The organism is Jatrophihabitans sp. GAS493, from assembly GCF_900230215.1.
In the GTDB taxonomy this organism is placed as follows: domain Bacteria; phylum Actinomycetota; class Actinomycetes; order Mycobacteriales; family Jatrophihabitantaceae; genus MT45.
Map to the genome: position 1 here is coordinate 3,544,072 of NZ_LT907982.1, position 20,094 is coordinate 3,564,165.

The window sequence follows — 20,094 nt, forward strand, 5'->3', positions numbered from 1 at the left end:
CGTTGCCATCCTCGCGCCACGGGGCGTCGACGGGGAATTCCGCTCGACGACCGATCGCGCACCGGTAACGTCTTCACTCATGCAACTGCACGTGCGTCGCGCTCGAACCCCAGACGTCCCAGCGGTAAAACAGATAGTCGACATCTACGCCGGCTCGGGTCGCAAGCTCCTGGCGAAGGAGCTGGTGACCCTCTACGAGGACGTCGCCGACTTCCGAGTCGCCGAATTGGACGGAGTGGTGGTCGGCTGCGGCGCGCTGCACGTCCTCTGGGCCGACTTGGGTGAGATCCGCACGCTGGCCGTGCATCCGGACTACCGTGGCCGCAAGATCGGCGACGCACTGCTCGCGGAACTGCTCGACACCGCGCGCGACCTCGGGCTCGAGCGCCTCTTCGCGCTTACCTTTCACACGAACTTCTTCGCCCGACACGGCTTCGCCGAGATCGAGGGAACTCCGGTCGAGCCGGACACCTACGATGCCCTGCGCCAGTCCTTCGATCCGGGCGTCGCCGAGTTTCTGGCGCTGGAATACGTCAAACCGAACACTCTCGGCAATGCGCGAATGCTGCTGCGGCTCAACGGTCAGCACCCAGATCTGAGCCGGTGATCACGGCTGGTGAGCGCTCTGTAGCAAGTCTCAACCTTCACTCGAGACACGCCGACGAACCTCACGCGTCACGCTGTTCTCACCAGTTACCTTCTGTCCCAGGAGGTGGTTGCGATGGTCGCGATCGACACGTCAGCATTCGGGTCGGGTTCACGGGCCCCGGCTGGCGCAGCAACATGGCCGGTCGACACAGTGATCGGCTCCGGAAAGGCCATCGGCCGACACCGGGCGCAGCTGCGAGCTTCGCTTACCTGGCGGCGCGCGATGTACAGCGCACGACACCGCGCTAGCTGAAACGACAAGCCAGCTGAAACGACAAGCCAGCTGAAACGACAAGCCAGCTGAAACGACTAAGCAAGCCTTAGAGCTGTACACAAGAAGGCGCCGGGACGGATTGTCCCGGCGCCCTTTCGTGTCTTATGAGCCTGTGCGAGCTACGCCCGCTACTCCCCCGGACCGACTTCGTTACCGTCGAATGCCGGTTCCAGGGTGTCGTCATCCTCGGCGTCCACGAGGTCGTCGGCCGAGCCGCCGTGGCGAAGGGTGTACATCAGACCGGTGAGTTCGTCGGGCTTGACCAGGACGTCTCGCGCCTTGGATCCCTCCGACGGCCCGACGATGGCCCGCGACTCCATCAGGTCCATCAGCCGACCGGCCTTGGCGAAGCCGACTCGCAGCTTTCGCTGCAGCATCGAGGTCGACCCGAACTGGGTTGATACGACGAGCTCAACCGCCGACAGGAAGAGATCCATGTCGTCGCCGATGTCGTCCTCGATCTCCTTCTTCGCCGCGACCGGAGCGGTGACGTCCTCACGGTAAGTCGGCTGCAGCTGCTCCTTGCAGTGCGTCACGACTGCGGTGATCTCGTCGTCGGTGACGAAGGCGCCTTGAATTCGGGCCGGCTTGCTCGCGCCCATCGGCAGGAAGAGGGCATCGCCCTTGCCGAGAAGCTTCTCTGCGCCCGGCTGATCGAGGATGACTCGAGAGTCGGTCACCGAAGAGGTCTTGAAGCCCAGCCGTGAAGGAACGTTCGCCTTGATCAACCCGGTCACGACATCAACCGAGGGTCGCTGGGTGGCGATCACCAGATGAATTCCGGCCGCTCGGGCCAGCTGGGTGATGCGGACGACCGACTCCTCGACGTCGCGCGGCGCGACCATCATCAGGTCGGCCAGCTCGTCGATGATCACGAGCAGGTAGGGGTAGGTCGTGTAGATCCGCTCCGACCCCGGCGGCGCGACCAGCTCACCGCTGCGAACCTTGCGGTTGAAGTCCTCCACATGTCGCACACCCGAGGCCTCCATGTCCTCGTAGCGCATATCCATCTCACGCACCACCCACTGCAGCGCGTCGGCCGCCTTCTTCGGGTTCGTGATGACCGGGGTGACCAGATGCGGAATGCCTTGGTACGCGGCGAACTCGACGCGCTTGGGGTCGATGAGCACCATCCGCACCTGGTCCGGCGTGGCGCGGGTCAGGATCGAGAGAATCAGCGAGTTGATGCAGCTGGACTTTCCGGCGCCAGTGGCACCCGCGACCAGCAGATGAGGCATCTTGGCCAGGTTCGCCACGACGAAACCGCCACCGACGTCCTTCCCGAGCGCCACAACCATCGGATGCTGTTCGCGCTGAGCGACCTGGGCCCGAAGCACGTCCCCGAGCATCACGACCTCCGGATCGGCGTTCGGGATCTCGACGCCGACTGCGCTCTTGCCGGGAATCGGGCTGATGATCCGCACATCCGGACTCTTCACCGCGTAGGCGATGTTGCGGGTGAGCTGCGTGATTCGCTCCACTTTCACGCCGGGGCCGAGCTCGATCTCGTAGCGGGTGACCGTCGGCCCCCGGCTGAAGCCGGTGACTCCGCAGTCCACCGAGAACTCCAGGAACACCTGCTGCAGCGCGGCGATCACCTCGTCGTTGGCTTTGGTGTGCTCCATATGCGGCGCCCCCGGCCCAAGCACCGTCAGCGAAGGCAGGGTGTACATGCCGGCGCCGTTGTTGAGTTCAAGCTGCACCGGACGAGTGATCTCCGGCAGGTCGGGTTCGACCGGCGCCTTGGCCACCCGCGGTTTGCGGGGACGGGGTGTCGGCTCACTGGCCACTATGGCCGCACCGTCGAGTGCCGTCGTGTTGCGGCTGTCGGTCTCATCCGGAGCGAACGGGTCCTCCAGATAAGCGTCAGTGACCGGAACCCGTCGCCGGCGGCGCGGGATCGTCTGGGAGTCGTCGAGGCCCTCCTCGATCTCGACCGGCGCGGAATGAGCATCGGCGCCGCCGAAGAGCTCCCGAAGCTGAGCCGGCAACTGGCGGACCGGGGTGGCGGTGACGACCAGCGCGCCGAAGACGCCCAACAGGAAGAGCAGTCCGACGGCGATTCCGGCGGAGAGACCCTTCTCCAGCGGTTCGGCGATCAGGGCGCCGAGAACTCCGCCGGCATAGGAGCGCCCGTGCATGGTGGTCGGTGAGTCGGCGAGCAGATGCAACAGGCCCAAGACGGCGAGCACCAACGACCCGGCGCCGACGAGGATGCGGCCACGGTGCTCCGGGTGGGGCGCCTGTCGGAGCATGTGCAGACCAAGACCGACCAGCAAGACCGGAAAGACGAGCGCAAGGTTTCCGATCAGCAACCGGACAGCATCGGTAAGGAGCCGACCGACGGGGCCAGCCGCATGCGACCAGATCGAAATCGCTGAGATGACGCCGATCGCGATCACGGCTAGTGCCTTACCGTCGCGACGATGCTCTACGTCCAGATCCCGGGCGGTCGCTGCATTCCGGCGCACTGCGCGGGCCAGGCTCCCCAGCAGCGCGGCCAGCGCGCGCCACGCGCCAGCGATCATCCGTCCGATCGACGCGAGTGGCGCCGGAGCGGGCTTGGGCGCCGGTCGCCGACCGCCACCGCGACCAGATCGGTTGGACCGTGGGGGCGTCGAGCGGTTCTTGGTTCCCGAAGAGACTGCCATCACTAAACCCTAACCTTTAGGTCGAGGATTAAGCCGGAGGCGCGGAGTATCTACCGACGAGCGGAGAAGATGTTTTCGGTCACACTCATGTGCCCGCCCGGTTCGGCGGGATCAGACCCGGGATGCCTCAAGATCGGCCAGCAGATGAGATATCTCGTGCTCGGTCGCCTCGACCAGCGGCGGGCGCACTGAACCCACGCCGCGTCCGCGTAGCTGGAGCCCGGCCTTGACAAGAATCGTCCCCTGGGTGGCGAAGATACCGGTGTAGATGGGCAGCAGTTGCTGATGCAGGGCGAGTGCGGTGGCCACGTCCCCACGCTCGAAGGCCTCGACCAGTTGCTTGGTCTGCCGTCCGGTGAAGTGGGTCGAAGTTCCGACCACGCCGCTGCCACCGACAGCCAGCATCGGCAGGGTGAGCGGATCATCCCCGCTGTAGAAGGCCAGATCCGTCTCGGCCATGACGCGCCCGCTGCTGTTCAGATCACCCTTGGCATCCTTCACCGCCACGATCCGCTCATGGGAGGCGAGGCTGAGCAGCGTCTCGGTCGCGATAGCGGCGGCGCTACGGGCCGGGATGTCGTACAGCATCACGGGGAGGTCGCACGCGTCGGCAACGGCCCGGAAGTGAAGCAGCAGGCCGGCCTGCGGTGGTCGCGAGTAATAGGGCGTGACGACGAGAGTCGCGTGTGCGCCGGCCTTCTGGGCCTGCTGCGCCAGATGGATCGAGTGCGCAGTGTCGAAGGTCCCGACGCCGGCGATGACATGAGCTCGGTCCCCGACCGCCTCGGCCACCGCGGCGACGAGTTCTGACTTCTCGAGATCACTGGTGGTCGGGCTCTCGCCGGTCGTTCCGTTGACGACCAGCCCGTCGTTTCCCTGCTCGTCGACCAGGTAGGTCGCCAGTTCCTGGGCGGCCTTCAGATCGAGGCCGCCGGCGATGTCGAACGGGGTGACCATCGCGGTCAGTACCCGACCGAATGGATGTCGCGAATCCTGGACCAGAGCCATCAGCTGTCCTGTTTCCCTGTCAGCCTTCGCTGACCATCGGGCTGGAGGCAACCTCGGTGCCGTCGGGCAGCGTGGTGATCTCGAAGTCCGCGAATACGTTTCCGGCGACTCGCTTCAGCTCACGCAGGCAGGCGATTGCCAGCTGGCGGATCTCGACGTCGGCGTGCTCAGAGGCCCGCATCGCGACGAAGTGCCGCCACGCCCGGTAGTTACCGGTGACGACGATGCGAGTCTCGGTGGCATTGGGCAGCAGGGCCCGAGCGGCCTGGCGGGCCTGCTTACGGCGCAGCGTCGCATGCTCGACATCGGCGAACCGCTTCTCCAGCCCCTCGAGGATCTCGGTGTAGGCGCTGACAGCAGCCTCGGTCGCCTCGACGAACTTGGCGTGCAGCACCGGGTCGTCGGCGATGACATCAGGCTCGACCATTGCCGCGTCGCGCTCGGGCACATAACGCTGAGACAGCTGGGAGTAGCTGAAGTGCCGGTGCCGGATCAGCTCGTGAGTGAGCGACCGGGAGATGCCGGAGAGGTAGAAGGTGACGGTGCCGTGCTCCAGCACCGACAAGTGCCCGACCTCGAGAATGTGATGCAGGTAGCCGGCGTTGGTCGCGGTAGCCGGATTCGGCTTCTTCCACGACTGGTAGCAGGCCCGTCCAGCGAACTCGGCCAGTGCCTGACCACCGTCGGCGTCGGTCTCCCACGGGATTTCCTCGGGCGACTCGAAGTGCGTCCAGGCGATGATCTGAACCTTTGGCGTAACGATGTCTGTCACCCGGGACTCCTGCGTAAACGTACGGCCGATGAACTGTCAGCTTATCGGTTCGCCGCCGCCTTGAGAGCCACGGTCAGCGGCGCGGCGAGATCTCCGCGCCCGGTGACGACGACGTCGTCGAGCTCAAGCCACTCGGCCGCCAGCCACAGCTGGCCGGCCAGCGCTTCAGCCACCTCGGGTCCGTCGAACCCGTCCTCCAGATAGGCGCCCTGCACCCGCAGCACCCGCGCCTGCCGATCCGACTTGAGGTCAACCCGAGCCGTCAGGTGCTCCCCCAGCAGAAACGGAAGCACGTAGTAGCCGTGGGTCCGCTTGGCCTCCGGGGTGTAGATCTCGATCCGATAGCGGAAGTCGAAGAGCCGTTGGGTGCGCTCCCGGAACCAGATCAGCGAGTCGAAGGGGCTCAGCAGCGCCGTGGCCTGCACTCGGCGCGGGATCCTGGCCGCCGGCCATAGGTAGGCCGGCGCCGTCCACCCGTCAACCTGAACCGTCTCCAGTTCGCCGGCGTCCACCAGCTCGGCCACCCGCAGTTTTGACTCGGCGCGGGGCAGACGAAAGTAGTCACCCAGATCCGGTTCGGTCGCGATCCCCATCGAACGTGCCGCAACCCGCACGAGCTGGCGCTGTTGATCGGCGTCGGACGCGGACGGCTGATTCACGATCTCCGGCGGCAGCACCCGCTCCGGCAGGTCATAGCGGCGTTCGAAATTCACCCGCCGCGCGGCGGTGATACGCCCGGACCAGAAGAGATATTCCAGCGCCAGCTTCCCGTCGTGCCAGTTCCACATCTGGCCGGCTGCGCGCTGGCCGGCTTCGCGCTGGGGGGCGACGATGCCGGTGTCGGCGGCGCGGATCGGGCCGTTCGTGCGCACCAGATCGAAGACCTCCTCCACCAGTTCAGGAAAATCCGCGGCGATGCGCACCATGCCACCCCACGCCTCGCGATCGGCGCGGGCCATCCTCCACCGCAGGAACGGGTGCAGTTCGACCGGGATCAGTGAGGCTTCGTGCGCCCAATACTCGACCAATTCACGGCGATGAGGGCCGGCCGTGTGCGCCGTTAGTTCATCCAACAGCTCGCGCCGGTACGGTCCGAGGCGGGAGAAGATCGGCAGGTAGTGCGATCGGCTAAAGACATTCACCGAGTCCAGCTGCAGCAGGCCGACCCGGTCGATCACTCGCCGGATGTGGCGGGCGTCGACCCGACCGGTGGGTGACGGATCAGCGAAACCCTGCGCGGCGAGGCTGATACGGCGCGCCTGGCTAGCGGTGAATCGGCTCGCGGTGATTCGCGTCAGACTCGTTCGGCTGGAAACTCGGCGCTGCGCCACAGGACCCTCGTCTGTCGGTGCACGGCTGTCACGTGCATTCTGCCGACGACTCTAGAGACCACCTGTGACAACGCCATCGTGCAAGGATTGCATCATGTTCGAGCACATCATGACGCGCATCGGCGACGCGACCGGTACCTGGCTCTACGCCATCGCCGCCGGCCTGGCCTTCGCCGAGGCTGCGTTCCTGCTCGGCGTGGTGCTCCCCGGCGAGACAGCCCTGCTGGTGGCCGGCGTCTTCTGCGAGCGCGGCGTCCTGGACCTGCGGATCATGATTCCGGTCGCCATCATCGCGGCCATCGCCGGCGACTCGGTGGGCTACGAATTCGGCCGGAAGTTCGGCCCCGCACTGCGCCGCTCGCGAGCCGGCCTACGGGTCGGTGAACCGCGCTGGGCCACCGTCGATGCGTTTCTCCACAAACACGGTGGAAAGGCGGTTTTCCTCGGCCGGATGACCGCGCTGCTTCGTGCATTGATGCCCTCGATGGCCGGCATGAGTGGCATGCACTACTGGACCTTCCTCTTCTGGAACGCCCTCGGCGGCATCCTCTGGGCCACTGGCTGTGTCCTACTCGGTTACGCATTCTCCTCAGCCCTCGGCACCATCGGCTCAACGCTCACCTGGGCACCGCTGGCGATCCTGGCCGTGGCGGGGATCGTCTACCTGGTGCTGCACCGGCGCCGACGCAAGAGGGAGCAGGCGGAGGGACACTCATTGGCGGGACTCACCAGCTCCGAGAGCTCCGACGCCGAGTAGTCGAGATCGCCGTCAGCAACACCGACTAGATTTCCCTTCATGGCTGATGTGAGCGTGCGACCAGGTCGATCTGACGATGCGGCGACGCTGGCCCAGATCCAGGTCGAGGTGTGGCAGACCGCCTACAGCGCGTTCCTACCGCCGGCGATCCTGGCGCTGACGCCCGATGAGGTCCGCCCGCCCTGGGCGGCGGCAATCGCCGAACCACCGTCTTCGCGCCACCACGTGCTGGTCGCACAGGAGCAGGAGTGGGTGGTCGGTTTCGCGGCGCTCGCCCCGGCTGATCCACAGGAACAGACGCCGGACGTCGCGACCACCGCCCTGCTCGGGCCTATCCTCGTCCAGCCTCGATGGGGACGCCGCGGTCACGGGTCGCGGTTGCTGTCGGCCAGCGTCGAACATGCGCTCGGCGACGGGATGACCCGGCTCATCTGCTGGATCGCCGAAGCCGATGAGGTGACCCGCACTTTCCTGAGCGCTGCCGGCTGGCAGGTCGATGGGTACGCCCGGGCGCTGGACACCGGAGCCGGCGAACTGCGCGAGATCAGGATGCACACCACGTTGACCGATACGGGCCCGTCGGAGCAGCGATGAGCGACTTCACCGGCATCCCGGTCGCGGCGCTCGATTTCTACGAGGACCTGGAAGACGACAACTCGAAGGCATTCTGGACCGCCCACAAGAAGATCTACGACGAATCGGTGCGCCAGCCGATGGAGGCATTGGTTGCCGCATTGGCGCCGGAGTTCGGGCCGGCCAAGCTCTTCCGCCCCTATCGGGACGTGCGATTCGCCAAAGACAAGACGCCGTACAAGACGCATCAGGGCGCCTGGTTCGGCGACGCGTCGCTGTACCTTGAGATATCGGCGGCCGGCCTGCGGGTCGCCGGAGGCTATTGGCAGTGCGCAAGTGATCAGGTCGCACGCCTGCGTCGCGGGGTCGCCGACGACGTCGCGGGCCCCCAGCTGGAACGAGTTATCGCGGGCGTAACCCGGGCCAAGTTCTCGGTCAACGGCGAGCAATTGACCCGGGTGCCAGCGGGCTACCCCAAGGATCATCCGCGGGTTGAGCTACTCCGGTACAAGACGTTGATCGCGCAACGCATGTACGGCGCTCCCGCGTGGCTCAGCACCGCCCGGGCGAAGTCGGAGGTGGCCAAGGGGTGGCGGAGCATCGGGCCCCTCTGTGAGTGGCTCGACACCCACGTCGGGGCCAGCAACGATCTCACTTCTCGCCGCTGACCGGAGGATGGCCGATGTCAGCCTGTCCGATAGCGTGCCGCATCGCCTCGCGCGCCCGCTTGCGATCGCCGGCCAGATCGTAGGCCTCGGCCAGTCGGTACCAACGCTGCCATTCGCCCGGGTGGGCCTCGACCTCCTTGCGACGCTGCGCGAAGTACTCGTCCGCCGCCGCTCGGTCGACCCGCCCTGACGGCCGGCGCGGCAGGTCGGCCAGGTCGATGTCGGCCCCCGACCCGCCTTCGGTCCCCGCCTCGCCTTCGGTGCCCGACTCACTGTCGGACCCACTCCGCTCACCCGGCGGATCGGTCACTTCCAGGTCCGCCTGCTCTTCGGCGTTGAGTCGCTCGGCCAGGATCTGAGTGGCGACCCCGAAGCGAAGCTCGGCCACCACCACCCATGCACCGACCAGGGGAAGTGCGAGCACGGCGACTCCGAGCAGCTTCAGGCTCAGCTTGGGCTGGCCCAGAAGATAGAAACCGCGGTAGCCGATCAGCACGAAGTAGAGCCCTAGGGCCAAGACGAGCGCAACAACGGCGCGACGCGCCTTCACAGCCCAAGCAGGGATTCGATGCCGACGGTCAGACCCGGCCGGTTGACGATCTCCCGGATGCCGAGCAGCACCCCGGGCATGAACGACGAGCGGTGCAGCGAATCGTGGCGGATCGTGAGGGTCTCGCCCTCGGTCCCGAAGATGACCTCCTGGTGAGCCACCAGCCCGGCGATGCGCAGCGCATGCACCCGAACCCCGTCGACCGAAGCGCCGCGGGCGCCGTCGAGGCTCTGGGTCGTCGCGTCCGGGATCGCGCCGACGCCCGCCTCCGCGCGGGCGGCACTGATCAGCTTCGCGGTGTGTATGGCGGTGCCGCTGGGCGCGTCCACCTTCTTGGGGTGGTGCAGCTCGATCACCTCGACCGAGTCGTAGAACCTCGCCGCGAGCTGAGCAAAACGCATCGAAAGAACCGCGCCGATACCGAAGTTGGGAGCAACCAGCACGCCGACCTCCGGCTTGTCGACTAGCCACTCACGAATGGTCGCGATCCGCTCGTCGGTGATCCCGGTCGTGCCGATCACGATGTTGATGTCCTGGTCGATGGCGAACCGCACATTCTCCATCACGACGTCCGGATGGGTGAAGTCCACGAGGACCTGGGCGTCGGCGTCGGCGACGCTGAACAGCCAGTCACCGATGTCGACCATGCCCACCAGATCCATGTCGGCCGCCGCGTCGACGGCCTGGCAGACCTGGGCCCCCATTCGGCCGCGGGCACCCAGAACTCCGACTCTGACTGGTTCAGTCACTGTTGCACTCATCCTTCTCTTTTACACCGCGCCATCGAAATCGTGCTCACCGAAGGGTCCCACAACGGTTAGGCACCTCGGCTGGCTCAGCAACTGCTGGGCCACGTCAGTGACCTGATCGCGGGTAACCGAGTCCACCCGGGCCAGTAGTTCATCCAGTCCGAGCACGTCGCCGTAACAGATCTCGCTCTTGCCCAGGCGCGTCATGCGGGAACCGGCATCTTCCAGACCGAGCACGATTCCGCCGCGCATCTGCCCCTTGCCACGCTGAATCTCGTCCTCCGTCAGGGCACCCTCCGCGACAGCGGACAGGTCGCGGACCATCAACTCGATCACCTGGTTGACCTTCGCCGGCTGGCACCCGGCGTAGACCCCGAACTGGCCGATGTCGGCGTAGCTACCGCCGAAGCTGTACACCGAATAGGCGAGTCCGCGCTCCTCACGGATCGACTGGAAGAGCCGAGAGCTCATCCCCCCGCCGAGGGCGGCCGAGAGGACACCGACGATGAATCTGCGGTCGTCGTGGCGGGAGAAGGCCCGTGTTCCCAGGATGATGTTGGCCTGTTCGGTGTCGTCGGCGATCACCTTCGTCGGGCAGATCGGCGGGTACCGCGTCGCCGTACCCGATCGCGGTGCGCCGGTGGCCTGCGCCGGGTCGAGTCGGCCGGCGAAGTTTGCCCGCACACGGTTGACGACCGCCGCGTGCTCCACGTTGCCGGCGACCGCGACCACCATCTCGTTGGTCTGGTAGCGGCGGTGGTAGTAACCGGCGACCTGGGCGCGGCTGATCGACTCGATCGACTCGACGCTGCCGAGGATCGGACGTCCGACCGGCGAGTCACCGAAGAGGGCACTGGCGAACTCGTCGTGCACGAGGTCTGACGGGTCGTCGTCGCGCATCGCTAACTCTTCCAGCACTACATTCCGCTCGACGTCGACGTCCTCGCTGCGGATGGTCGCATTGAGCACCACGTCGGAGATGATGTCGATCGCCAACGACAGGTCGCGGTCGAGCACGGTCGCGTAGTAGCAGGTGTGTTCCTTCTCCGTGAAGGCGTTGAACTCACCACCCACACTGTCCATCGTCCGTGCGATGTCCAGCCCGCTTCGCGTCGAGGTTCCCTTGAAGAGCAGGTGCTCCAGGAAGTGGCTGGCCCCGGCGACCGATGGCGTTTCGTCACGGCTGCCGATCGGGACCCACACCCCGATACTCGCACTGCGCACCCCAGGCATCGCTTCGCTGATTACCCGAAGCCCACCCGGCAGCGTCGTACGGGTGATCACCCCGCCGCCGTGGGCCGGAAGCTTCGCCGTCCGGGCGCGCAGTCGCGGTGGGGCCGGGCGAGCGGCACGGGTGGCCGGCGACGGGCCGACCGACCGGGAACGGCGGGAAGTCATTGGGTGATCCTACGGCCGACGAGTCTCGCGGGATGTCGCGACGAGGGCGATCGGCACGGTGGTGATCGCCGCGGCGAGGCCGAAGGACGCCGCGTAGCTGTGAGCATCGGCGACGGCCCCGGCGCAGAGCGGCCCGGCGAAGCTACCGACGTCGCCGGCCATCTGATACGTCGCGACCACGGTTCCGCCGCGGCCGCCGACGATGTCACCGAGCATTGCCCCAGAGGCGACCGAGAGCGCGGCACCACTGACTCCGAGCAGCGCCATCGCCAGTAGCAGCCCGACGGCGTTGGGCAGCAATGGGAGTGTCGCCAGGCCTACTCCACCCATGGCCAATCCGAAGATGAGCGCCGGCCGGCGCCCTTTGGTGTCGACGTAGCGGCCGAATGGCAGCAGCAGAGACCCGCTGACGACGCTGACGACGAAGAAGCCGATGTAGGTCCAGATGGAACTGAGACCGAGGCGGTCGGCCACGAAGAGCGGCACAAGCGCCGAACGCGTGCCGATAACCGCCCAGTCTTCGGCCAAATTGACGACCAGGGTCGCCCGGTACGCCCGGTCGCGCAGGGCCGTGCCGAGCTTGAGCACCGGGCCGTCCCGCGAGTCAGATTTGGCCGCCAGCGTGCTGGTGCGCAGCGCCCACAGGCCGACCCAGCCGGCGAACACCAGCGTGCCGGCATACAAGAAGAAGGGAGCACGGAGCGACACCGAAGCCACCACCCCCAGCGCCGGGCCGGCTATCGCCCCGAGCAGGAAGCCGCCGCCGAAGACGCCCTGGGCTCGGCCGCGAAGATGCCCGGGGGTGACCCGGATCAGCAGACTGGAGGCGCTGACGCTGAACATGATCGAGCCGACGCCACCGGCACCACGCAGTGCGAGCAATTGCCAGTAGCTCTCGGAGAATCCCGCCATCAGGCTGGAGACGGCCACGACGGCGATTCCGGTGGCTAGCATGATGCGCTCACCGAAGCGGTTCACCAGCCGACCGGTGAACGGCGCTGCGATCAGCCGAGCACCGGCGAAGACGCTGATGACCGCACCCGCCGCGGTTCGGCTTACCCCGAACTGCCGGGCGAAGAGCGGGATCGCCGGTGCCACCACACCGAAGCCGAGCGCCACCAGAAAGGCGACGGCAGCCAGCGCCAGCACCTCACTCGGCAGCCCGGCCAGCGCCACTGGGCGGCGGAAGCGAGGTGTGTGCGGGACGGGTGGGACAGCGGCTAGGTTCGGCCGGAGCGGATCGTCGGGCACTGAAGTCAGCGCGGAAGCCAGGCGTCGGGGGCGTCGACCATCTTGCGCACGTGGGCCGGCAGCTTACCGTTGAGAACCTGCTGCAGGGACGTCTCATCCAGGACTCGGCGCAGGCTGGCCCGGACCGCGACCCACACCTCAGGCAGATGCTCGGCCACACCGGTGTAGCTGGTCTCGTTGGGACGCAGCCCGCGGACCTCGGCCAGCGGCCCGTCAACGGCGCGGATCACGGCACCGAGGGTGATCTCGCTGGCCGGGCGAGCCAACGCGTAGCCGCCCTCCGCCCCCCGTTGACTGCGCACGATGCCGGCCCGACGCAGCTCACCGAGAATCGCCTCGACGAACTTGCGCGGAAGATTCTGCTCGCCGATGATCACGTCGACCTTGACCAGATCGGGCGCCCGCGCAGCTAAACCCAGTAGCGCGCGTACCGCATAGTCAGTCTTCGCCGAGATCTCCACAGATCCATCTTCGCAAACCCTAGCGGAAAATGGGGAATGCCTCGCCCATCAGTTGCTCGAAAGCGTGACGGTCTCCGGTCCGGCGAGCGTCGTCGCATGCGGCGCCTCACGGAGCCAGACTGTCTTGCCGACCTCGAGCCCGAGGGAATCGGACTGCTCCTTGTTCAGCTGAACCCAACTCTCGCCGCCCCCGCACTCGAGCTCCACGCGTACCTGGAATCCGATGCGCTGCAGCCGGGTCACCAACGCGGCGGAGGACCCCGTGCGGTCATCGGCCAGCACCTCGATGTCGTGTGGACGAACCAGCTTCCCGCCCAGCTTCGTTACCGGGCCGAGAAAACTCATCACGAAATCGTTCACGGGGTGGTCGTAGAGCTCATTCGGCGAGCCGACCTGCTCGATGACCCCGTGATTGATCACCACCAACTCGTCCGAGACCTCGAGCGCCTCCTCCTGGTCATGCGTGACGAAGACCGTGGTGACATGAACCTCGTCGTGCAGGCGGCGCAGCCAATCGCGCAACTCCTTACGCACTTGCGCGTCCAGGGCGCCGAACGGCTCGTCGAGGAGCAGCACCTTCGGCTCTACGGCCAACGCCCGGGCCAACGCCATCCGCTGACGCTGACCGCCGGAGAGCTGGGAGGGAAGTCGATCCGCGAACTGGTCCAGGTGCACGAGTTCGAGGAGCTCGTGCACGCGCTTGTTGATTTCGTCCTTGGGGCGCTTTCGGATCTCGAGGCCGAACGCGACATTGCGAGCCACCGTCAGGTGCTTGAAGACGGCATAGTGCTGGAAGACGAAGCCGACGTTGCGCCGCTGCGGCGGCAGGGCGGTGGCGTCGTTGCCCTCGATCTCCACCGTCCCGGAGTCGGGGCTCTCCAGGCCGGCGATGATCCGCAGCAGCGTCGACTTCCCGCCGCCACTCGGCCCGAGAAGCGCCGTGAGCTCGCCCGTTCGAACCGAGAGATTGATATTGTCGAGGGCAACGAAGTCACCGAATCGCTTGTGAATATTGCGAACTTCGATGCTCATGCCGACTCCTGCTTGGGGCTAATGATCGTGATGGCGATGATCGCGACAATGGCGACCGCAACCAGAACAAAGGTGATCGCATATGCCGCGTCGGTCTGCTGCGAGTATTCGTAGAGATTGTCGATCCGCAGGGTGGCGGTCTCGGTACTGCCCTCGATGTTGCCGGAGACGACCAGCACCGCGCCGTACTCGCCCAGCGCGCGGGCCAGGCTCAGCACGACCCCGTATGCGAGGGCCCAGCGGATGGTCGGCAGCGTGATCCGCCGGAAAGTCACGAATGAGCCGGCACCGAGGCACTGGGCAGCCTGCTCCTGCTCTATACCGGCCTCTTCGAGTACCGGCACGACCTCTCGCACGACGAGCGGTAGGGAGACGAAGACGGTGGCCAGCACCATGCCCGGGATCGCGCCTATGATGCTGAAGTTTGCGTCACTCAACGGCGTTGCGAACCATCCGTTCGGGCCGTAGACGAGGATCAGCGCCAATCCGACCACAATCGGGGAGATCGCGATGGGCAGGTCGATGAATGCCGATAGCAGTCGACGGCCGGGGAAGCTGTAGCGCGCCAGCAGCAGCCCGACGCCCACCCCGAAGATGGTGTTCAGGATTACGGCCAGCACGGCGATGATCGCCGTGAGTTTGAAGGCGTGCACGGTCAGCGGATCGGTGAGCGAGCTCAAGACTTCGCTCAGTCCGGGCTTGAAAGTGCGCCATACGACCAGAAGTAGTGGGACCAAGACGAGGATCCCGACATAGCCGACCGCGATGACCCGCAAGACGTTGCGCCCGGCACGGCTCTGACGGCGTGCTCGCGGTGCCGGTGTGGCGGCGCTTTTCACATCGGTCGCCAAATCGGCGTCGACGGTTGCCCTAGCCACGCCGGTTGACCCGCCGTTGCACGATCTCGAGCAGAATCAGTACGACGGCACTGGCCAGCAGCAGCAGCGTGGCAATGGCCGCGGCCTCACGGACGGACTGCGTCGGGTTGTCGGCGTCCTGCAGCTTTCCGTAGATGATGGCCGAGGCGATCTCGGTCTTGAACGGCAGGTTGCTCGAGATGAGCACGATCGAGCCGTACTCACCGAGCGCGCGGGCGAATGACAGCGACGTACCGGCCAGAATCGCCGGCAGGATCGACGGCAGGACGACGCGTCGGAAGACGGTGAAGGGACCCGCACCGAGCGATGCCGCCGCCTCCTCCACATCCTGATCCATATCGATCAGGACGGGCTGAACGGTCCGCACCGTGAAGGGAAGCGTGACGAACAGCAGGGCGACGAATATTCCGACCCGGGTGCCGACTAGGTGCACGCCGATCGGGCTGTCACCGCCGTAGAGCGTGAGCATGACCAGGCCGGCGACGATCGTCGGTAGCGCGAACGGCACATCAATGACCACGGCGACCACCCGCTGGCCCGGGAAGGAGTCACGCACCAGCACCCAGGCGATCAGCGTTCCCATCACGGCATTGACCACCGCGACTCCCAGCGAGAGGCCAACGGTAAGCCGAAAGGCACTGAGCACCTCGGGGCTCGTGATCGCATCCCAGAAGCCCTGCCAGCCGTCACTGAAACCCTTTCCCACGACGGCGGCGAGCGGCAGCAGCACGACCAGACTCAGCCAGAGTACGGCGATGCCAAGCCCGAGGCCCGACCCCAGCCGCAGTCGACTGCTCTCCGTGGAGTGGGATTTCCGACGCCAACGACGCGGCGCAGCAGAGGGCTGCACCGCGTCAGTGGCTTCTATCGTGTTGAGCGCCATCCTCAACGAAATCTATCAAGCGGGTAGAGCACGGTCAGCCGGTCTTCTCGATCTGGGTTACCAGTCCGTCGGTACCGAAGAACTTGGCGTTGACCGCCGTCCATCCACCGAGGTCGGCGATCGTGACCAGGTGCTTCGGGGTCGGGTACGGGTTCGCCGGGTCGTTGGCGCCCTCAACTGTGCCAACCGGAGTTCCGGTCACGACCGGCCGGAAGCCCTTGCTCGCGAAGATCTTCTGACCGTCGGTGCTGAGCAGGAAGGTCAGGAAGTCCTTGGCCTGGGTCGGGGCTGTCTTGGTGACCGCGGCCGGGTTCTCGATCAGCATCGTCTCGTCGGGAACGATGTAATCGAGCGACTTGCCGGCCTGGCGCGATGCGATCGCCTCGTTCTCGTAGGAGATGAGGACATCGCCGGTTCCGCCGAGGAACTGAGTGGTGGCGACGGCGCCGCTGGAGGCCCGGCTCACGACGTTGCCGAAGAACTTGGTGAGGTAGTCCTTGGCCTGTGCCTCGGTTCCACCGGCAGCCTCGACGTGGGAGTAGGCGGCGAGAATGTTCCACTTCGCCGAACCGGAGGAGGCCGGATCCGGGGTGACGATCTTGACGCCAGGCTTGATGAGGTCATCCCACCCGGTGATGTGCAGCGGGTTGCCCTTGCGGACGGAGATGACGACCACGGAGTCGGAGACGAGGCCCTTGGTCTCACCGGAGTCCCAACCGGCGTCGACGAACTTGGGGACGAGCTTGGTGAGGTCAGGGGTGACCGAGAAGGCGACGTAGTCGGCCTTCACCGTTCCGGCGCTGACGTTCTTGCTCTGGGTACCACTGGCCCCGTAGGAGGTCTTCCAGGTGACGCCCTTACCAGCGGGAGTCTTGCCGAATGCAGCCTGCAGCGCGTCGTAGGCCGGCTTCGGTACCGAGTAGGCGACCAACTTCAGCTCGGTAGAGCCCGAACTATTGGTGGCCGAACTCGACGAACAGGCGGTCGCCCCGAGCGCGACGATGGCGGCTGAGGCGACCAGCGTGGTGAGCTTTCGGTAGCTGCGAAAGCGAGTTCCTGTCATCGAGCACATACCCCTCAAGATTAATTCCATGGAGCCCATGTTGTCCATCGGCATACAAGACAATAGCCGAAATTTCATCCCGGATGAACAATGGGGTGAGCGAGGTTGGTCACGAGGCCCGGCAACGCCGAAGCGCCGGCGGGAAGACTCTCCCACCGGCGCTTCGAAGGTGCTACAGGCGGCTACAACTCAGTTCGGCCGCCCAGCAGCGATGCTGTTCAGGCGTCGACCGTCTCCGGCTCGGCCGAGTTGGCCGTGGCGGCGTCCTCGGAGACCAGCACCAGGCTGATCTTGCCGCGGGCATCGATCTCGGCGATCTCGACCTGGATCTTGTCGCCGACGTTGACGACATCCTCGACCTTGCCGATGCGCTTGCCGTTGCCCAATTTGCTGATGTGGATCAGGCCGTCCTTGCCCGGAAGCAGGGAGACGAAGGCACCGAAGGCGGCCGTCTTGACGACGGTGCCGAGGAAGCGCTCGCCGACCTTCGGCATCTGCGGGTTGGCGATCGCGTTGATGCGGTCGACCGCCGACTGGGCCGAGAGGCCGTCGGAGGCACCCACGTAGATGGTGCCGTCGTCCTCGATCGTGATGGAGGCGCCGGTCTCGTCCTGAATGGCGTTGATCATCTGCCCCTTCGGGCCGATCACCGCGCCGATCTTGTCGACCGGAATCTTGACGACGGTGACCCGCGGAGCAAATGGGCTCATCTCGTCCGGCTCGTCGATCGCCTCGGCCATGACGTCCAGGATGTGCAGGCGAGCCTCGCGGGCCTGGGTCAGCGCGGCGGCCAGAACGTCGGACGGGATGCCGTCCAGCTTGGTGTCCAACTGCAGCGCGGTCACGAACTGCCGGGTGCCGGCGACCTTGAAGTCCATGTCGCCGAACGCGTCCTCGGCTCCGAGGATGTCGGTCAGGGCGACGTACTCGGTGACCCCGTCGACGGTGTCGGAGACGAGACCCATGGCGATGCCGGCGACCGGCGCCTTCAGCGGCACACCTGCGTTGAGCAGGCCGAGCGTTGAGGCGCAGACCGAACCCATCGAGGTGGAGCCGTTGGAGCCGAGGGCCTCGGAGACCTGGCGGATCGCGTACGGGAACTCGTCGCGGCTCGGCAGAACCGGAATGAGGGCCCGCTCGGCCAGCGCACCGTGGCCGATCTCGCGACGCTTCGGCGAGCCGACCCGGCCCGTCTCACCGGTGCTGTACGGCGGGAAGTTGTAGTTGTGCATGTAACGCTTCGACTTCTCCGGCGACAGCGTGTCAAGCTTCTGCTCGAGGCCGAGCATGTTCAGCGTCGTGACACCCAGGATCTGGGTCTCGCCTCGCTCGAAGAGGGCCGAACCGTGGACACGTGGGACGACCTCGACCTCGGCCGAGAGGGTCCGGATGTCGCTCAGACCACGACCGTCGATGCGAACCTTGTCGCGCAGGATGCGCTGGCGCACCTGCTTCTTGGTCAGCGCGCGGTAGGCGGCGCCGATCTCCTTCTCGCGGCCGACGAACTGCGGACCGACGAGCTCCTTCGCGACGTCCTTGAGGCGATCGAGCTCGGTCTCGCGCTCCTGCTTGTCAGCGATGGTGAGCGCCTGGGCGAGCCCGGTCGCGACCTCGGCCGACACGGCGTCGAGCACGTCGTCCTGGTAGTCCAGGAAGACCGGGAACTCGGCGACCGGCTTGGCCGCAGCCTTCGCCAGTTCGGACTGGGCCCGGCACAGCTCTGCGATGAACTTCTTGCTGGCCTCCAGGCCCTCGGAGACGACCTCTTCGGTCGGGCGGGTGGCCCCACCGTCGATGAGGGCGATCGTGTTCTCGGTTGCCTCGGCCTCGACCATCATGATCGCGACGTCGCCGGAGTCGAGCACACGGCCGGCGACGACCATGTCGAAGGTGGCCTGTTCGAGTTGGCTGTGGTTCGGGAAGCCGACCCACTGACCCTCGATGAGGGCGACGCGGGTGGCGCCGATCGGTCCGCTGAACGGCAGGCCGGAGATCTGCGTCGAGGCCGATGCGGCGTTGATCGCCACGACGTCGTAGAGGTGATCCGGGTTGAGGGCCATGACGGTGATGACGACCTGGACCTCGTTGCGCAGGCCCTTCTTGAAGGTCGGGCGCAGCGGGCGGTCGATGAGACGGCAGGTGAGGATCGCGTCCTCGCTCGGGCGTCCCTCGCGACGGAAGAACGAGCCCGGGATGCGTCCCGCGGCGTACATGCGCTCTTCGACGTCGATCGTCAGGGGGAAGAAGTCGAACTGATCCTTGGGCGTCTTGCCCGCGGTGGTGGCCGACAGCAACATGGTGTCGTCGTCGAGGTACGCGACGACCGAACCCGCGGCCTGACGGGCCAGACGGCCGGTCTCGAAGCGGATGGTGTGGGTACCGAACTTGCCGTTGTCGATGGTGGCAACGGACTCTGTGACGCCGTCGGCGTCGGTGTTGGTCTTGAGCTGTTCGCTCATCTAGACCCCTCTCTTTGTGCCGGGCAGCGATCTGCCCAACAGGTGAGCCGGGGCGGGTGCATTTGCAGTCGTGACGCGCATCGGGTGATGCCGGCTCGCCGGGTAAAGCTACTCAGCGAACCCGGTCTTCGATCGAAGCTCTCGCCTACATCTGTTGAGGCGGCGGGAGCCACTACCGAGGACCGGAATTGTTGTCGGCTGGCGAGCAGTGTCACGGCGATCGCAAAGCAACCGCGTCCGGCAGTGAATATTCATTTTTCATGGTGCGGCGCCGTCGACGCATATCTCGGGCGCGTAAAGCGACGCCTCCGTCGGCGATGCCGGCGGAGGCGTCCAGACAGCTAGCGGCGCAGACCGAGCCGCTCGATGATCGACCGGTAACGGTTGATCTCGGTGTCGTGCAGGTGGTTGAGCAGCCGGCGGCGCTGGCCGACGAGCAGCAGCAGGCCACGACGGGTGTGGTGGTCGTGCTTGTGAGTCTTGAGGTGCTCGGTGAGGTCACTGATGCGACGCGAGAGCAGGGCGATCTGCACTTCAGCCGAACCCGTGTCGCTCTCGTTGGAGCCGTACTCGATTACGATTTGCTTCTTGACGTCGCTGGCGAGAGCCATGACTTCCTTTCTGCGTGACAGACCCCTGGTCGGCCACGATTCGGCTGATGCAGGCACGCCCCGCCGGTCGGAATCAC

19 protein-coding genes are annotated in these 20,094 nt (G+C 66.1%); 4 read left to right on the forward strand and 15 right to left on the reverse strand.

Annotated elements, in window-relative coordinates:
* The first annotated feature begins 79 nt into the window (after window positions 1-79).
* Window positions 80-607, forward strand: a complete 528-nt coding sequence (locus CPH63_RS16450) for an amino-acid N-acetyltransferase (RefSeq protein WP_096303913.1) — start codon at window positions 80-82, stop codon at window positions 605-607.
* Window positions 608-1,050: 443 nt separating this feature from the next.
* Here the strand turns inward: CPH63_RS16450 and CPH63_RS16455 are convergent, their stop codons facing one another.
* The 4 genes from CPH63_RS16455 to CPH63_RS16470 all read right to left on the reverse strand — a co-directional run bounded on the left by CPH63_RS16455 (window position 1,051) and on the right by CPH63_RS16470 (window position 6,642).
* Window positions 1,051-3,573, reverse strand: a complete 2,523-nt coding sequence (locus CPH63_RS16455) for a DNA translocase FtsK (RefSeq protein WP_096303914.1) — start codon at window positions 3,571-3,573, stop codon at window positions 1,051-1,053.
* A gap of 111 nt (window positions 3,574-3,684) precedes the next feature.
* Complete coding sequence (gene dapA, locus CPH63_RS16460; protein ID WP_096303915.1) at window positions 3,685-4,581, reverse strand: 4-hydroxy-tetrahydrodipicolinate synthase; 897 nt, start codon at window positions 4,579-4,581, stop codon at window positions 3,685-3,687.
* A gap of 19 nt (window positions 4,582-4,600) precedes the next feature.
* Window positions 4,601-5,353 (reverse strand): FAD-dependent thymidylate synthase, encoded by a 753-nt coding sequence (gene thyX, locus CPH63_RS16465; protein WP_096303916.1) that lies wholly within the window; start codon window positions 5,351-5,353, stop codon window positions 4,601-4,603.
* A gap of 41 nt (window positions 5,354-5,394) precedes the next feature.
* Window positions 5,395-6,642, reverse strand: coding sequence for a DNA glycosylase AlkZ-like family protein (locus tag CPH63_RS16470; RefSeq protein WP_096305220.1), 1,248 nt, complete (start codon window positions 6,640-6,642; stop codon window positions 5,395-5,397).
* A 136-nt stretch (window positions 6,643-6,778) separates the two neighbouring features.
* Between CPH63_RS16470 and CPH63_RS16475 the strand changes: the two genes are divergently transcribed.
* The 3 genes from CPH63_RS16475 to CPH63_RS16485 are packed head-to-tail and all read left to right on the forward strand — an operon-like array spanning window position 6,779 to window position 8,682.
* The gene (locus CPH63_RS16475; protein WP_096303917.1) at window positions 6,779-7,441 is read left to right on the forward strand and encodes a DedA family protein; all 663 of its coding nucleotides are present in this window, start codon (window positions 6,779-6,781) and stop codon (window positions 7,439-7,441) included.
* A gap of 39 nt (window positions 7,442-7,480) precedes the next feature.
* Window positions 7,481-8,035, forward strand: a complete 555-nt coding sequence (locus CPH63_RS16480; RefSeq protein WP_096303918.1) for a GNAT family N-acetyltransferase — start codon at window positions 7,481-7,483, stop codon at window positions 8,033-8,035.
* Entirely contained in the window at window positions 8,032-8,682 is a 651-nt protein-coding gene (locus tag CPH63_RS16485) for a DUF2461 domain-containing protein (RefSeq protein WP_096303919.1), read from the forward strand. Before CPH63_RS16480 ends, CPH63_RS16485 begins: the two co-directional genes overlap by 4 nt.
* On the opposite strand, the gene CPH63_RS16490 is transcribed toward CPH63_RS16485, so the two are convergent.
* From CPH63_RS16490 to rpsO, 11 genes are all read right to left on the reverse strand, one after another.
* Entirely contained in the window at window positions 8,666-9,232 is a 567-nt protein-coding gene (locus tag CPH63_RS16490; RefSeq protein ID WP_096303920.1) for a hypothetical protein, read from the reverse strand. The genes CPH63_RS16485 and CPH63_RS16490 overlap by 17 nt on opposite strands.
* Window positions 9,229-9,993, reverse strand: a complete 765-nt coding sequence (gene dapB / locus CPH63_RS16495) for a 4-hydroxy-tetrahydrodipicolinate reductase (RefSeq protein WP_096303921.1) — start codon at window positions 9,991-9,993, stop codon at window positions 9,229-9,231. Before dapB ends, CPH63_RS16490 begins: the two co-directional genes overlap by 4 nt.
* 9 nt (window positions 9,994-10,002) lie before the next feature.
* Window positions 10,003-11,379, reverse strand: coding sequence for a pitrilysin family protein (locus CPH63_RS16500; RefSeq protein WP_096303922.1), 1,377 nt, complete (start codon window positions 11,377-11,379; stop codon window positions 10,003-10,005).
* A 9-nt stretch (window positions 11,380-11,388) separates the two neighbouring features.
* Window positions 11,389-12,630 (reverse strand): MFS transporter, encoded by a 1,242-nt coding sequence (locus CPH63_RS16505; RefSeq protein WP_157749611.1) that lies wholly within the window; start codon window positions 12,628-12,630, stop codon window positions 11,389-11,391.
* A gap of 5 nt (window positions 12,631-12,635) precedes the next feature.
* Window positions 12,636-13,091 carry an Rrf2 family transcriptional regulator gene (locus CPH63_RS16510; protein WP_096303924.1) on the reverse strand — a complete coding sequence of 152 codons (456 nt, stop codon included), beginning with the start codon at window positions 13,089-13,091 and terminating at the stop codon, window positions 12,636-12,638.
* Between the two features lie 48 nt (window positions 13,092-13,139).
* Window positions 13,140-14,123: a sulfate/molybdate ABC transporter ATP-binding protein gene (locus tag CPH63_RS16515; RefSeq protein ID WP_096303925.1), complete on the reverse strand. Its 984-nt coding sequence runs from the start codon at window positions 14,121-14,123 to the stop codon at window positions 13,140-13,142.
* The gene (locus CPH63_RS16520; RefSeq protein WP_206745571.1) at window positions 14,120-15,001 is read right to left on the reverse strand and encodes a sulfate ABC transporter permease; all 882 of its coding nucleotides are present in this window, start codon (window positions 14,999-15,001) and stop codon (window positions 14,120-14,122) included. Before CPH63_RS16520 ends, CPH63_RS16515 begins: the two co-directional genes overlap by 4 nt.
* A complete protein-coding gene (gene cysT, locus CPH63_RS16525; RefSeq protein ID WP_096303926.1) occupies window positions 14,994-15,884 on the reverse strand; it encodes a sulfate ABC transporter permease subunit CysT in 891 nt (296 codons plus the stop codon). Before cysT ends, CPH63_RS16520 begins: the two co-directional genes overlap by 8 nt.
* 34 nt (window positions 15,885-15,918) lie before the next feature.
* Complete coding sequence (locus CPH63_RS16530; RefSeq protein WP_096305222.1) at window positions 15,919-16,947, reverse strand: extracellular solute-binding protein; 1,029 nt, start codon at window positions 16,945-16,947, stop codon at window positions 15,919-15,921.
* A 218-nt stretch (window positions 16,948-17,165) separates the two neighbouring features.
* The gene (locus CPH63_RS16535; protein WP_096303927.1) at window positions 17,166-19,406 is read right to left on the reverse strand and encodes a polyribonucleotide nucleotidyltransferase; all 2,241 of its coding nucleotides are present in this window, start codon (window positions 19,404-19,406) and stop codon (window positions 17,166-17,168) included.
* 341 nt (window positions 19,407-19,747) lie between these two features.
* Window positions 19,748-20,017 carry a 30S ribosomal protein S15 gene (rpsO, locus tag CPH63_RS16540; protein ID WP_091357127.1) on the reverse strand — a complete coding sequence of 90 codons (270 nt, stop codon included), beginning with the start codon at window positions 20,015-20,017 and terminating at the stop codon, window positions 19,748-19,750.
* Between the last annotated feature and the right edge of the window lie 77 nt (window positions 20,018-20,094).

Bases quoted from the DNA above. Each gene is read 5' to 3' on its own strand.
- CPH63_RS16450 (WP_096303913.1), top strand. From the start codon at position 80: ATGCAACTGCACGTGCGTCGCGCTCGAACCCCAGACGTCCCAGCGGTA.
- CPH63_RS16455 (WP_096303914.1), bottom strand. From the start codon at position 3,573: ATGGCAGTCTCTTCGGGAACCAAGAACCGCTCGACGCCCCCACGGTCC.
- dapA (WP_096303915.1), bottom strand. From the start codon at position 4,581: ATGGCTCTGGTCCAGGATTCGCGACATCCATTCGGTCGGGTACTGACC.
- CPH63_RS16475 (WP_096303917.1), top strand. From the start codon at position 6,779: ATGTTCGAGCACATCATGACGCGCATCGGCGACGCGACCGGTACCTGG.
- CPH63_RS16480 (WP_096303918.1), top strand. From the start codon at position 7,481: ATGGCTGATGTGAGCGTGCGACCAGGTCGATCTGACGATGCGGCGACG.
- CPH63_RS16485 (WP_096303919.1), top strand. From the start codon at position 8,032: ATGAGCGACTTCACCGGCATCCCGGTCGCGGCGCTCGATTTCTACGAG.
- dapB (WP_096303921.1), bottom strand. From the start codon at position 9,993: ATGAGTGCAACAGTGACTGAACCAGTCAGAGTCGGAGTTCTGGGTGCC.
- CPH63_RS16500 (WP_096303922.1), bottom strand. From the start codon at position 11,379: ATGACTTCCCGCCGTTCCCGGTCGGTCGGCCCGTCGCCGGCCACCCGT.
- CPH63_RS16515 (WP_096303925.1), bottom strand. From the start codon at position 14,123: ATGAGCATCGAAGTTCGCAATATTCACAAGCGATTCGGTGACTTCGTT.
- cysT (WP_096303926.1), bottom strand. From the start codon at position 15,884: ATGGCGCTCAACACGATAGAAGCCACTGACGCGGTGCAGCCCTCTGCT.
- CPH63_RS16530 (WP_096305222.1), bottom strand. From the start codon at position 16,947: ATGACAGGAACTCGCTTTCGCAGCTACCGAAAGCTCACCACGCTGGTC.
- CPH63_RS16535 (WP_096303927.1), bottom strand. From the start codon at position 19,406: ATGAGCGAACAGCTCAAGACCAACACCGACGCCGACGGCGTCACAGAG.
- rpsO (WP_091357127.1), bottom strand. From the start codon at position 20,017: ATGGCTCTCGCCAGCGACGTCAAGAAGCAAATCGTAATCGAGTACGGC.